This window comes from Chryseobacterium sp. MEBOG07 (assembly GCF_021869745.1).
GTDB lineage: Bacteria > Bacteroidota > Bacteroidia > Flavobacteriales > Weeksellaceae > Chryseobacterium > Chryseobacterium viscerum.
Map to the genome: position 1 here is coordinate 1,306,448 of NZ_CP084579.1, position 14,059 is coordinate 1,320,506.

Here is a 14,059-nt window from a genome sequence, read left to right on the forward strand (position 1 = left end):
TTGTGTTTTGTACTAAAGATATAAAATAATAGTCAATTTTTGCTCTGCAAAATCAATAGTAAAAAGATATCAATAGAATAAAAAATTCACAAATAAAGCATACTGACTTTCACTCTTTAAGTGTTTTCTACATTAATTTTCAAACCTCTTCCTGATCTTCTCAACAGAACTTTTCATGCTTAGGTTAAAATGTTCCTTTTCCAGCCTTACCGGTGGTGCTTGTCTTACTTCACAATCAGCAATACTGCAGGATTCACAGGTAACGCCTACATTGATGGTTTTTAAAGAAGGTGATTTTATAAAACTTATTTTCTTGATCGTTTGTGAGTTCAATAGAATACCAAGACAGTAGCTTCTGTTGCTTCCATCCGAAAAAGGATTCTTCTGTGAAGTAGAGATAACAAGATAGCTTATTCCCTGATCTTTGTAATGCGAAATCTGAGCATCCGTAAGGGTTTCATTTTCTTTTAAATAATCAATATTTTTTACTGCAATCCATCTTCTGCAGTAATGTTCGTTGGTGGCGTTGGCATGAGGAGCCTGTTGATGGTTCAGATGCAGCTCTTTTAAAATCTGGATTTTATCCGAGTTTTTCTTTTTTACCAGGCATAAATAAAACAAATCCTTAATTCCCATTTCAGCCGAAAGAATATTGGTAAGGCGGTAATAAAAAGTTTCAGGGGAATGGGTAAAGCTGTTGATGAGATTTTCGAAGTTTTCCGGTTCCCATGTATTTTGCTGAAAAAATTCTGATGCTTTTTCAATGACGGGTTCTTTTGAAATTAATAAAGCACCCGCAAAATACGAAGCATAAAAGTTATTCAGAATCTCTTCAAAACTTCCAAAGTCAAGCCATGAATAGGTATTGGGACGGATTTTTAATTCCAGTACATTGAATCCGATTTCTTTAGCTAGAATAAAAGTTTTCTGATCCTTTTCTAATTTTTGATTCAGCAGTAATAATTTTTTCTCAGGAATAAAAAGTGAACGAAGATTATCCAGAGTCCCATATTTTTCAAAATCTTCAGATTGAATGGTGTAGCTGAACTTTTCGGTAAGAATCTTTTCTAAAATGTCGGACTTTAAATTTTTCCCGATTTTTAACTGATTTTCCTTGGTGAACAGATTCACTTTTTCTTCAATTTCTGGAAAATAATTGTCATACAATTCCTGGAAGGATCTTAATACCGCAAAATAAAACCTTTCCTTTCCAAGATTATAATTCTGGGAGATTTCGATCAGCGCATTGATGAAAGCCGTTACCTTTTTGGGAGCATCACTGATAATGCTGATGAGGTTGTTTTTGTTGATTCCGAAAAGGTCCAGCGGAACTTCTTTAAAGAAATCCGACTGTAGTATTTCATTAAAAGGAGCAAGACTTTTATCAAGCTTAGTAGAAACAAGATCATCAAAAGTACAGTTCAGAGCTTCAGAAAGCTGAATGATCTTATCATGCTTCGGATATTTTTTTCCGTTCTCAATTTCATTAAGGTAAGATTTTGATAACCCTGTCTTTACGGCAAGATCCTGTAGAGACCAGTTTTTCTTTTGTCTCTGCTGTTTCAGTTTTAGTCCGAAAACTGTTTTGATAAAGTCACTTTCTGAATTCATTACTCAAATATAAATAATTAGATGCGATTATTCGCATAATAAATTTTAAATAAATTTAGCGAACGTTCGCTATTTTATGAAAATTTTTATATATGTTTGTAATATAAAATCACAAAATCAATATGTTATGGAAACCAAGACTCAAATAAAAATAAAAGCACAGAAGCAATTTGAAGCAGTTTTTACTCCGGATTTGGTAGATTTTCTGATTGCCCTTCATCAGAATTTCAATCATCAGAGACTTGAACTTTTAGAAGAAAGGAAAAAAACACAGCAGAAGTTTGATGCAGGAAATCTTCCTGAGTTTTTGAAAGAAACGGAAGAGATCCGAAATGGAAATTGGGTATGTGCACCGCTGCCTGAAGATTTACTGGACAGGAGAGTGGAAATTACCGGACCTGTCGACCGTAAGATGATTATCAATGCTTTGAATTCAGGAGCTTCTACATTTATGGCAGACTTTGAAGACAGCAGTTCGCCGGTATGGGAAAACTGTATTGAGGGGCAAATTAATCTTTCTGATGCGATTAACCGAAATATTGATTTTGTCAACGAAAAAGGAAAAGCTTATACACTTAATAATAAGACAGCCGTTTTGCAGATTCGGCCAAGAGGGCTTCATCTTCCGGAAAAACATATAGAAATCAATGGAGAAAAAGCTTCCGGCTCGTTGATTGATTTTGGAATTTATTTATTCAGAAATGCAAAGCAGCTTTTAGAAAAAGGGAGTGGTCCTTATTTCTATCTTCCGAAATTGGAACATTATAAAGAAGCCCGCTGGTGGAATGAAGTTTTTGTTTTTGCCCAAAACTATCTGGGAATTCAGGAAGGAACCATTAAGGCTACTGTTTTAATAGAAACCATTACGGCTTCATTTCAAATTGATGAAATTTTATTTGAATTAAAAGAACATAGTGCCGGGCTCAACTGTGGCAGATGGGATTATATTTTTTCCTACATCAAAAAATTCAGAAATCTCACGGAATTTATCGTTCCGGACAGAGATCAGGTAACGATGACATCCCCTTTCATGAGTGCTTATTCAAAAAGAGTTATCGAAATATGTCATAAAAGAAATGTACACGCTATCGGCGGAATGGCCGCTCAAATCCCAATAAAAGACGATGAAGAGGCCAATAACAAAGCTTTTGAAAAAGTACGGAATGATAAAGAACGTGAAGTAAAAAACGGTCATGACGGGACTTGGGTGGCACATCCTGCATTAGTAGCTGTGGCTAAAGAAGTTTTTGACCAGTACATGCCTTCAAAAAATCAAATTGATAAAAAATTCGAATACCATATAAAGGAAAGTGACCTGCTGGAAATTCCAAAAGGAGATATTACGGAAAAAGGAGTCAGAAAAAACATCAATGTAGGAATCCTTTACCTTGAAAGCTGGCTGATGGGAACTGGTGCTGCCGCCATTTATAACCTGATGGAAGATGCCGCTACTGCAGAGATCTCAAGAACACAGATCTGGCAATGGCTGAAAAATGAAGCGGTGTTAAGTGATGACAGAACATTAACCCGCAATATGATTTTGCAGTGGGAAAAAGAAGAAATGGACAATATTGAAACATACGTAGGAGAAGCCCGCTTCAAAAATGGAAAATTCAACCTTGCCAAAGAACTTTTCAATGAACTGATTTTCTCTGCAAACTTTGAAGAATTTCTGACCCTTAAAGCCTATCCTTTTATTTAGTTTGAGAGTGAGAGAATGGGAGAGTGGGAGTGTCTGAAATTTTGAACCTCACATCCCGTAACCAGAATCTCAAATCTCATACCTCGAAACCCTAATCTAACAAAATCCAAATATTATGAAAACAAGACAAGAACAAATCCAGGCTATAGAGCAAGATTGGCTGACAAACCCACGCTGGAATGGTATTAAAAGACCCTATGCAGCAGAAGAAGTTTTAAAACTTCGTGGTTCGTATACAATAGAGTATACCATTGCTACAGAAATGTCCAAAAAATTCTGGGATAAATTGAATAACCAGGATTATGTAGCAGGGCTTGGCGCACTCACGGGTAATCAGGCGGTGCAGGAAGTAGATGCCGGTCTGGAAGCTATTTACCTTTCTGGATGGCAGGTGGCTGCAGATGCCAATTTATCAGGAGAAATGTACCCGGATCAGTCGTTGTATCCTGCGAATTCAGTGCCTTCTGTAGTGAAGAAAATTAATAATGCATTGCTAAGAGCAGATCAGGTACAGTCTGTAAGCGGAGCTGGGAATAAAGAATATCTGGTGCCAATTATTGCAGATGCGGAAGCAGGTTTTGGAGGTAATCTGAATGCTTTTGAACTGATGAAACAAATGATTGAAGGAGGAGCAGCTGCCGTACACTTTGAAGATCAGCTTTCTTCTGCAAAAAAGTGTGGACACTTAGGTGGAAAAGTATTGGTGCCTACTCAGGAAGCTATTAATAAATTGATTGCAGCACGTCTGGCTGCCGATGTATTGGGTGTTCCGAGTCTTATTATTGCAAGAACAGATGCTGATGCTGCAGACCTTCTGACATCAGATATTGATGACCGGGATAAAAAGTTTGTGACAGGAGAACGAACTGCTGAAGGATTTTATGTGGTAAGAAACGGTGTAGAACAGGGAATTGACAGAGGTTTATCATATGCACCATATGCAGACCTGATCTGGATGGAAACCTCAAATCCTGATCTGGAACAGGCAAGAAAATTTGCAGAAGGAATTCATGCAAAGTTCCCTGGTAAAATGCTTGCGTATAACTGTTCCCCTTCATTCAACTGGGCGGCAAGGCTGAGTGTAGAGGAAATGTCTACTTTCAGAGAAGAGCTGGCTAAAATGGGATATAAATTCCAGTTTATTACGCTGGCAGGATTCCATGCTTTGAATACAGCTATGTTTGAATTGGCTTTAGCCTATAAAGAAAGAGGAATGGCCGGATATTCAGAACTGCAGGAGCGTGAGTTTGCTTTGCAGCAGAAAGGATTCCGAGCGGTGAAGCACCAGTCTTTTGTAGGCACAGGATATTTTGATGAAGTACAGAATGTTGTTACCAACGGCTCTTCAGCTACCGTAGCCATGAAAGATTCTACGGAAACTGCACAATTTCATTAGTCATTTTTTCCATATTTTTTTGATGTTAAACCTTCTCTTTTATGGGGAGGTTTTTCTTTGTTTAAAACTGTTTTTAATTCATTTAAACTTCAAAATAATACAAGGAATAAATATCACGTCATAAGTAATTAAAATTTGAATTATATTTGGGGACGGAAAAATATTATTAAACATGAATTTAATTAAAGTACTTTTTATTACATTAGGATTAACACTTACTGCAAATATCGCAAATGCTCAACAGAAGGTTGGAAGTGTAAACACAGAGGAGGTTTTTGCAAGTTTATCTGAAGTGAAAACTATAGGAACTACCATTGATAATTTGACTAAGAGCAAGCAGACAGAGATTGAGAAGTTGATTAATGATTATCAGACCAAGCTGAAAACTGCTCAGGATAAAGAAAAAACGCTAAGTGAAGCCAACAAAGAAGCTGTAACTAAAGAACTGATTGCAGCACAAACAGAACTACAGGCTTTAGGTAAAAAAATAGAAGAAACCAGAGCACAGGCTGCTAAAGATATCTCTGCTAAACAAAATGAATTGCTTAGCCCACTGCAGAAGAAAGTAAGAGATGCTATTTATGCTGTAGCAAAAGAAAGAAGTCTGAGCTATGTATTTGACACAGCAACACAGGAATCTAATAATCTTCTTTATACTGACGGAAGTGAGGACATCACAAGTATTGTGAAAACTAAATTAGGAGGAACAACAACAGCTGCTAAACCTGCTGGAAAATCTAAATAAGAATTTCAATATACTAAATATTGTAAACGGAATCAGATCTCTGATTCCGTTTTTTATGCAATAAAATGGAGGATTTGTTTCTACAGGATAAAGAGAATTTTATTTTAAAATGATAAATTTGAGTAAACTTTCAGGAGAATGAATTTAATGTACGAAAAACAAATAAAGGTATCAGAAGAGCATATAGATCAGAACAATCATGTGAATAATGTACAATATGTACATTGGGTGGAAGAAATAGCAGCAGAACACTGGGATCTTCTAAAACATCAAACTGAATATGTGAATGATGCCTGGATGCTTCTGGATCACCATATACAATACAAAAAACAGGTTTATCTGAATGATATCATCACAGTAAGAACCTATCCCATGAATCCTGAAGGAGCCAAACAGCCAAGAAAAGTAGAATTCTACTGCAATGATGAGCTGGTGGTAGACTCAAGTACCCTTTGGATTCTTTTGATCCGGAAACCAAGAAGATTAAACGTCTGGAGAGTGACTGGCTGGAGAAATTTTTTAAATAGAAATAGTTGAATTAAGTCCCGGAAAATAATAAATAATTTTTTCCTAGATGTAATATAATAAGACCAACAATTATAAATAAGTGTTTGCTGAATCTCTTGTTCATCCTATCTTACAACGCAATCAACGTTGATGGGATCCCAGGATAATAATGTAACCTTCAAAATCGACTAAAAAGAATATGTTAATATCACCGTAATAGAAACAGTCTTTTCTGTGTTAAGCGGTTTTGTCATATCTTTGCACTATGATACGTATTACAAAAATTTTTACATTCGAAACTGCTCACGTGCTTTACAACTACGATGGGAAATGTAAAAATATGCATGGACACTCCTACAAGCTGTTTGTAACAGTGAAAGGAAAACCGATCAATGATATTGAAAATCCTAAAAATGGAATGGTGGTAGATTTCGGAGATATCAAAAGTATCGTAAAATCTGAGATCGTAGATGTATGGGACCATTCGGTTCTTGTCAATGCACTATCTCCACACAAAGAACTGGGAGAGGACCTTGAACAAAAAGGACATAAAGTAATCTACTGCAGTTTCCAGCCAACTTGTGAAAACATGCTGTATGCTATTGCTGCGAAAGTTAAATCAAAACTTCCTGATGGAATTTCTTTAGCTTATCTTAAACTTCATGAGACAGAAAACTCTTATGGAGAATGGTTTGCAGAAGATAATCAATAATTATATCCCACAAAACTCAGAAGGTGTTAAAGACGATAATTAATTTAGAACCTGGAAAAAAAGTATATTTTGCTTCAGATCAGCATTTTGGTGCTCCTACGCCGAAGGAGAGCAAGGTGCGTGAGGATAAGTTTATACGTTGGATGGATGAGATCAAAGAAGATGCTCAGGTTTTGTTTTTAATGGGTGACCTTTTTGATTTCTGGCATGAATGGAAGCATGTTATTCCTAAAGGATATGTCCGGGTGCTTGGAAAAATTGCAGAACTTAAAGACAGGGGAATTCATATTTATTTCTTTGTTGGAAACCATGATCTGTGGATGAAAGATTATCTGGAAGAGGAGATAGGATGTACTGTTTTTTATCAGAAACAATATTTTGAAATGGGAGGGAAGCATTTCCTGCTGGCACATGGAGATGGATTGGGACCTGGAGACAAAGGATATAAAAGAATGAAGAAATTATTCACCAATCCTGTGGCACAGTGGTTTTTCAAATGGCTTCACCCTGATATTGCAATGAAAGTTGCCCTCTACCTTTCTCAAAAAAATAAAATGATCTCCGGAGAAGAAGACAAAGCTTTCCTGGGAGAAGATAAAGAGTTTCTGATTATTTATTCCAAAGAAAAGCTGAAGACCCAGAAGATCGATTACTTTATTTATGGGCACAGACATCTGCCTATGGTGCTGGATCTGGAAAAGAATTCAAAATATATCAATCTTGGAGACTGGATTTCCTATTTTACGTATGGGGTTTTTGAAAAGGACTTTGAACTGAAGACTTTTGATAAATAAAGCAAAAAAAATTACCCCTAAAAAGAGGTAACTTTCGAATGGGCCGAAGCCGATTCTTGTTTTTAATCCATATTCCAAATAAATACTTGCAATAAGTTTACCAAAATAGATTTGATAGATTAAAAAATTATTAAATAACATTGTTTTATCTTTATAATTACTTCATAGTGAGGGAGTAATGAGCTCAAAAAGTTTATGGAATTGAAAAATATATTCAACATACAGACTGAACAGGATTTTCTGAATGCATCATTGAAAACATTTCGATATCAATATGAAAATATTGAAATATACAGGAAATTTGTAGACTTTCTGAAGGTGAATCCTGATGAGGTAGACAGCTTGGTGAAAATTCCGTTTTTGCCAATAGAAATGTTTAAAAATCATTTGATTCTGGATAAAAACGTGACTACAGATTTGTTTTTTCAAAGCTCAGGAACCACGCAGATGAATCTTTCAAAGCATTTTATTGCAGATCCGGAACTTTATGAAGAGAGTATTTATAAAAGCTTTGAACAGTTTATAGGAAAACCTGAAGAGTTTATTTTCCTGGGATTACTTCCTAGTTATCTGGAAAAACAGAACTCATCACTGATCTATATGGTGGATTATCTTATGAAAAAATCGGCTAAGCCGGAGAATGGATATTTCCTTTACAACCATTCTGAACTCTTTGACCTTTTGAACAGATTACAGGACAAAAAAGTTATTCTCTTCGGAGTTTCATTTGCTCTTCTTGACTTTTTAGACTATTGTCATTCTGAGCAAAACGATGAATCCCTAAACTTTCCTGAAAATTTAATAGTGATTGAAACCGGAGGAATGAAAGGGCGAAAAGAAGAAATGACCAAAGATGAATTGCTGAAAATCTTGCAGAATGGTCTTAAAACAGAAAAAATTTATTCTGAATATTCTATGACAGAACTGCTTTCACAGGCTTATTCACTTGGAAATAATGAATATAAATGTCCAAACTGGATGAGAATCATGGTTCGGAACGCAGAAGACCCTTTGGCTTATGAAAAAGAAGGAAGAACGGGGGCTATTAATATCATTGATCTTGCCAATACTCATTCCTGCTCATTTATTGCAACACAGGATCTTGGGAAAATAACAGGGGATAAGTTTCAGGTATTAGGAAGGATAGATCACTCTGATATCAGAGGATGCAGCCTATTGGTAAGCTAGGAAAAAGTATAGATTACTAGTGAATTTTATCTTCATTTATCTGTGAAGTGAAAATAACACTTAGCATAATTCACCGTTGTACATTTTACAATCATACGAATGATCAAAATAGAAGAACTTACACATGCCTACATCCATGCCCATTGCGATTTTGAAAAAGAGATCGTACTGACTAATTATTTTCAGGCAGATTGGGAAGCAGATATTCTAACTATCGATTCAGAAGGTGGAAGTCATGAAATAGAGATCAAGCTGTCAAAAAGTGATTTTAAAAATGATTTTAAAAAATCATATCTCAATAAAGATACCGGAGAAAAATTTTTAAAGCACGATAAAATTTCCTGTGGAGATTATATCTGTAATGCTTTCAGTTTTTTGCTCCCGATGGGAATGGTAGACGCTGCTCTTATCCCTGAGCATTGCGGGATTATCGAATTTTACCATAATGTAGATACCTGGGAAACCGAATTTTATGTTATCCGCCAGCCTAAAAAGCTTCATGAAGATTCTTATTGGAAACTGAATGATAAAGACCTTTTTATCAGAAAAATGGCACTCAATCTCCTCCAGCGTAAGATGGAAATAAAAGGAAAACAAGAAGAACTGATCTTCAAAAACCCTTTTGATATCAAAAAAATAAAATAAAGATGATTTTCTGATTTTAACGCAAAGTCTAATTTCTATTTTTAAATTTTGAGAATGCAAAGGTGGAATCAATGAAATTGATTCTTACTAACTGGGGTATTACTAGCTTCATCAGTGACATAATCGTTACCACTTTCCTCCCTTAAATAAAAATCATTCTTCATAAAAACTTTGTGTTTACAAAAAACTCAAGAACAGGAAAATAAAAAAATCCTGCCGCCTGACAGGATTTTATAATTGCTTATTATTTTTAAAATTAATCTGCGATTTCTGCAGTATCTCTCTGAAGTAAGAACTTGTAGATCAATCCTCCTACAACTCCACCTAAGATAGGAGCTACCCAGAACAGCCAAAGCTGTGACATGGCAATTCCTCCCATGAAGACTGCTTGTGAAAGTGATCTTGCAGGGTTTACAGAGGTGTTCGTAATCGGAATAGAGATCAGGTGGATCAAAGTAAGGGCAAGACCGATAGCAAGACCGGCAAACTTACCGTTGGCCCATTTATCCGTAGCTCCCATGATTACGATAAGGAAGAAAGCGGTTAATAAAAATTCAGCCAGGAATGCAGCACCCATGCTGAAAGCCTTTCCGTTGTAAACAGCCTCTCCGTAGAAGTTGGTGGCGAAATCTCCGGGTTTTGAGAATTCCACGGCTCCTGCTCCGTTAAGGATTGTATACAGACATCCTGCAGCGACAATCGCTCCCAGACACTGGGCTACAATGTAAGGGATAAGATCTTTGGCAGGAAATCTTCCCCCTGCTAAAAGTCCAAAAGAAACTGCCGGATTAAAATGTCCTCCTGAGATATGGCCTACAGCGTAAGCCATAGTAAGAACAGTAAGACCGAAGGCCAAGGCAACTCCTAAAAGTCCGATGCCAATGTCTGGAACACCAGCTGCGAAAACAGCGCTTCCACAACCTCCGAAAACAAGCCAAAATGTGCCGAAAAATTCAGCGAAAAGTTTTTTTATCATGTTGTTTATTGTTTAATGTATCTCAAATGTAAAATTTAAATCTTAAAGTAGAAAGTTAAAACTGAAAAAATATTTCAAAAAAGTGGGAACAAAAATTATAAAATCAATAATTTGGTGTAAAGTTTGTTTGGGATTTATTTAAAGAGTATTATAGTCGGTTTTGGAAGAGATAACATAAATGTTTTATCTTTCATTTGTAATTTTAAAGGATGGTGAATGAGAAAGTTTTTTTGTGTGGTCTTCGTACCTTTTATTTATAGTTTACACTATTCGCAGACAGCGAAGAAATCTTTTCCCTGTTATGATCTTGCTACTGTATTGAAGGTGGAAGCTACACCGCTTTACAAGCCTCACCTTGATGCCTCAAAGAGTTTCGGAATACAGCTTCTGAAAGATTCCAAAACAGTACAGAAGTATATCAATAACGGGAAATTCCACAAAATAAAAAAGACCAGTAAAGGATATCAGATCCAGAGACTTGATTACAGCAGGGCTTATATGGTTTCAAAAGCAAAAACTACTTTGGAGAAAATAGGTTCAAAGTTCAGTAAAGATACAAAAGGAGGCACATTCACCGTTTCGTCCATCACCAGAACTCTTGAAGACCAATGCAGGCTGAGAAGAGTAAATTCTAATGCCTCACTAGGGATTAGTTCTCATAATTACGGCAACTCTTTTGATATTTCTTATATAAGATTCAATAATGTTTTGAAGTACAACCCCAAAATGGAAGCTGCTCTTGAAAAGGTATTGAAGCACTATGAAAAGGCCGGTAGAATCTATTATATCAAAGAAAGACAGCAGAGCTGTTATCATATTACGGTGAAAAATTATTAATAAAAATCTTCTTGCATAGCATATTTAGTTTATATACTTTTATACGACCAAAAAACTATGCTTATGACAACATTAAACATTGTAGACTACATGCTTCCTGTGGAAGAATGTAGAGCTGCTGCGGGTGAGTGGAAAGCTCGCTTTTCTGATTTTTCCAAAATTCAGAGTCTTATTCCTACCAATTATGTTTTTAGAATTTCCAGAGACCACCTTGAATGGATGAAAGGTTTTGAGGAATATAAAGAATTTTGTTCAGCGATAGGGGTATATAAAGAGCGTTTGATTATGATTCTTTATCCTATGAATGATAAGGGAACAAAAATAGACTTAAGAGAATACCCATACAGCTTTCTTACCGAACTGGAGAAAGACGTGAGGCTTCAGGAAATCCAGGAATATACTGTTGTTAAAAATGCAGTTCTTTCCAAAAGTCTTGAAAAAACAGAGAAAGATTCCAATATGTCTTTTCCTATATCCAGTACGCCGATTCTTGAACAGGATATTGCATTAAATGCTATTGAGCGTTGGAGAAATGAAGGTCTGGATTGGTTTTACAAAGAATGTGGACAAGATAAAGGAAGCGGAATTTTCAGAAAATTCTATGTTCCTACAGCAGACCTTTGTCTTTCAGATGAAAACCTAACAAGTATTACCTGCTCTTTTGGTCTTAAATACAATGATATTTATGGTAAAATGCTGGTAACCCTTATTTTTATCTCTTTCATTGAAAACCCTAAGAGTAATACAGTGGCTGGGGCGCAGACAATTTCAAATACCTATGACTGGGCAAAACCATGTCCTCCTATCTGCCGTATACCGGATGTAGATGTTGGATGTGAATTTTAAAATAATATACTCAAGGAATGGCCGAGCTTTATAAGGTAATTTTATTCCTGAATTATGGACTGCTTCTATCTGTTATACTTTTGGGAGCAGCAAAATATCGCATATTAAATTCTAAAGAAAAGCAGTATTTTTATTGTATTGCTTTTCTTTTTTTTATTGAACTTCTGAATCTGGTATTACCCTATGTTTTCAGGCTGAATGATACTTCATTTCTATATCCTTTCTACATTGCCGGGGAGTTTTTTCTGCTGACAGGATTATTTATCAGAAAACTGGATGGGCCGAAATCTGTTCTGGGTCTTACGGGTTCACTAGCGGTGGCTTTTATGGTCTCGAAATATGGATTTGATTACCCTTCCAATGCTGATATTGCGAAAGTAGTTTCCAATATTATGATTATTTGCCTTTCCGGGGTTATGCTGATCCGTGAGATTAAAAATACATCTGCACAGAACCGTTTTCTTCTCGTAGATGCCAGTATTTTTTTCTATTATTCTGTTTCAGTGTTTATTTTTATCATCCAGCACCAGATAGCCAACCTTTCAGAAAACGACTATTATATTATTCTCAGTGCTAATAATATTCTTTCGAGTATTTTGTACTGTTCATTTTTATATACATTTATCAAATTAAAGAAGTAACTTTAAATATCAATTTGCTTATTCTTATAATTGTTACCATAACAGTTATAGTATCGTTTATTCTGCTTGCTTACAGAGCTTTTATAACCAGAATTATTAAGGAGAAAAATGTACAGCATGAAGCAGAAGTTCTGCATCAGAAAAAATTAGTGCTGGAAAACATTAAAGCCCAGGAAGAAGAAAGGAAAAGAATTGCAGTAATGATTCATGATGACATTGGAAACCGACTCAATATTCTTTCCTTATGGTTAAATAATCTTGATACCCAGGGTGATGATCTGATCAAAAAAAACATCTACAGTCAGATGTCTTCCCTGATTGATGCTGCCAGAAGTATTTCTCATTCATTATATCCTGTAAATCTGGAATCGGTGGGGTTGGTTTTATATGTTGAAGAATTAATATCCAACCTTTCCCACAAAATTAATATTTCCCTGCAGGTAATGCCGGGATATGAAAAAAAAGATCTTTTTGTAGAAGTACAGCTGTACAGGATTATTCAGGAATTTACAACCAATGTGATCAAGCATTCAAATGCAACGGACCTTTGGATCTATATTAAAGATTATCCTGAAAATATGGCGGTCATTATTTCAGATAACGGACAAGGCTTCGAATATGAAGACGTAAAAAAAGGAATGGGAATTAAAAATATTGAATCCCGTATCAAATCTATGAATGCAACACACAAATGGAAAAAAACCTTTTCGAATAAAGGAAGTCGTTTAATCATAAAAATTCCAAAACATCATGAGTTCCCAAATCAAACTAGCACTGATTGATGATGAACAGCTGATCCTCGAAGGGGTAAAAATGTTGCTGTCCAATGAAAAAAATATATCGGTATGCCTTACCGCAGATAACGGCCCCGATTTTATAGTAGACCTCGAGAAACTTTCAAAAGATGAATTTCCTGATATTGCTCTTGTAGATGTTCAGATGAAACCTATGAATGGCTTTGAACTGGTAGAAATTTTAAAAGAAAAACATCCTGACCTTAAAATTATTATTCTATCATCCCATTATAAGACCTCTATCCTAGGATATATGGTGAAACTGGGAGTGTCAGCATTTCTTCCAAAAAACTCAAATAAAAAAACATTTATTGACGCCATTACAATGGTTGATAAAAACGGAGTTTTCTTTACAGCAGAAGACCACCAAATGCTGTTTACTTATATGAACAGTACTGCCAAGAAAAATTCCCTTTTTGAGACAGAAGATGAGCTTTCCGAAAGAGAAAAAGATGTTGTAAAACTGATCTGTCAGGAGTTTACTAACAACGAAATAGGAGAAAAACTCTTTATCAGCCCCAGAACCGTAGAAAGTCACAGACAGCGTATTCTGGAGAAGATAGGAGCCAAAAATACAGTAGGCATAGTTATTTATGCCATTGTCAACAATATTTACTCCCTTGAAAAAATATAACTTTATTCCGTAGAAATACGGAATTTTTTAT

General features: G+C 35.6%; 15 protein-coding genes. 13 read left to right on the plus strand and 2 right to left on the minus strand.

Annotation, left to right across the window (positions count from 1 at the left end):
- Nucleotides 1–132 precede the first annotated feature (132 nt).
- A complete protein-coding gene (locus LF886_RS05930; protein ID WP_236853206.1) occupies nt 133–1,611 on the minus strand; it encodes a helix-turn-helix domain-containing protein in 1,479 nt (492 codons plus the stop codon).
- Nucleotides 1,612–1,738: 127 nt separating this feature from the next.
- Here LF886_RS05930 and aceB point away from each other — a divergent pair, with 127 nt between their 5' ends.
- From aceB to LF886_RS05970, 8 genes are all read left to right on the plus strand, one after another.
- Nucleotides 1,739–3,313, plus strand: a complete 1,575-nt coding sequence (gene aceB / locus LF886_RS05935) for a malate synthase A (RefSeq protein ID WP_236853208.1) — start codon at nt 1,739–1,741, stop codon at nt 3,311–3,313.
- A gap of 115 nt (nt 3,314–3,428) precedes the next feature.
- Nucleotides 3,429–4,709, plus strand: coding sequence for an isocitrate lyase (gene aceA, locus LF886_RS05940; protein ID WP_236853209.1), 1,281 nt, complete (start codon nt 3,429–3,431; stop codon nt 4,707–4,709).
- 172 nt (nt 4,710–4,881) lie between these two features.
- Nucleotides 4,882–5,454: an OmpH family outer membrane protein gene (locus tag LF886_RS05945; RefSeq protein WP_236853211.1), complete on the plus strand. Its 573-nt coding sequence runs from the start codon at nt 4,882–4,884 to the stop codon at nt 5,452–5,454.
- A 138-nt stretch (nt 5,455–5,592) separates the two neighbouring features.
- A complete protein-coding gene (locus LF886_RS05950; RefSeq protein ID WP_236853213.1) occupies nt 5,593–5,991 on the plus strand; it encodes an acyl-CoA thioesterase in 399 nt (132 codons plus the stop codon).
- Nucleotides 5,992–6,226: 235 nt separating this feature from the next.
- A complete protein-coding gene (locus tag LF886_RS05955; protein ID WP_152290067.1) occupies nt 6,227–6,673 on the plus strand; it encodes a 6-pyruvoyl trahydropterin synthase family protein in 447 nt (148 codons plus the stop codon).
- Nucleotides 6,674–6,696: 23 nt separating this feature from the next.
- A complete protein-coding gene (locus tag LF886_RS05960; protein WP_236853215.1) occupies nt 6,697–7,467 on the plus strand; it encodes a UDP-2,3-diacylglucosamine diphosphatase in 771 nt (256 codons plus the stop codon).
- Between the two features lie 195 nt (nt 7,468–7,662).
- Entirely contained in the window at nt 7,663–8,655 is a 993-nt protein-coding gene (locus tag LF886_RS05965; RefSeq protein WP_236853217.1) for an acyl transferase, read from the plus strand.
- A gap of 99 nt (nt 8,656–8,754) precedes the next feature.
- The gene (locus LF886_RS05970; protein ID WP_236853218.1) at nt 8,755–9,300 is read left to right on the plus strand and encodes a hypothetical protein; all 546 of its coding nucleotides are present in this window, start codon (nt 8,755–8,757) and stop codon (nt 9,298–9,300) included.
- A gap of 256 nt (nt 9,301–9,556) precedes the next feature.
- Here the strand turns inward: LF886_RS05970 and aqpZ are convergent, their stop codons facing one another.
- A complete protein-coding gene (gene aqpZ / locus LF886_RS05975) occupies nt 9,557–10,273 on the minus strand; it encodes an aquaporin Z (RefSeq protein ID WP_034696881.1) in 717 nt (238 codons plus the stop codon).
- A gap of 219 nt (nt 10,274–10,492) precedes the next feature.
- On the opposite strand from aqpZ, the gene LF886_RS05980 reads away from it, so the two are divergent.
- The 5 genes from LF886_RS05980 (at nt 10,493) to LF886_RS06000 (ending at nt 14,028) form a co-directional block, all read left to right on the plus strand.
- Nucleotides 10,493–11,113 (plus strand): DUF5715 family protein, encoded by a 621-nt coding sequence (locus LF886_RS05980; RefSeq protein ID WP_236853220.1) that lies wholly within the window; start codon nt 10,493–10,495, stop codon nt 11,111–11,113.
- A 63-nt stretch (nt 11,114–11,176) separates the two neighbouring features.
- Nucleotides 11,177–11,959, plus strand: a complete 783-nt coding sequence (locus tag LF886_RS05985) for a hypothetical protein (RefSeq protein WP_236853222.1) — start codon at nt 11,177–11,179, stop codon at nt 11,957–11,959.
- Nucleotides 11,960–11,976: 17 nt separating this feature from the next.
- Complete coding sequence (locus LF886_RS05990; RefSeq protein ID WP_236853224.1) at nt 11,977–12,600, plus strand: hypothetical protein; 624 nt, start codon at nt 11,977–11,979, stop codon at nt 12,598–12,600.
- A gap of 14 nt (nt 12,601–12,614) precedes the next feature.
- Nucleotides 12,615–13,382 carry a sensor histidine kinase gene (locus LF886_RS05995; protein ID WP_236853226.1) on the plus strand — a complete coding sequence of 256 codons (768 nt, stop codon included), beginning with the start codon at nt 12,615–12,617 and terminating at the stop codon, nt 13,380–13,382.
- Complete coding sequence (locus LF886_RS06000; protein ID WP_236853228.1) at nt 13,351–14,028, plus strand: response regulator; 678 nt, start codon at nt 13,351–13,353, stop codon at nt 14,026–14,028. Before LF886_RS05995 ends, LF886_RS06000 begins: the two co-directional genes overlap by 32 nt.
- Nucleotides 14,029–14,059: the final 31 nt, after the last annotated feature.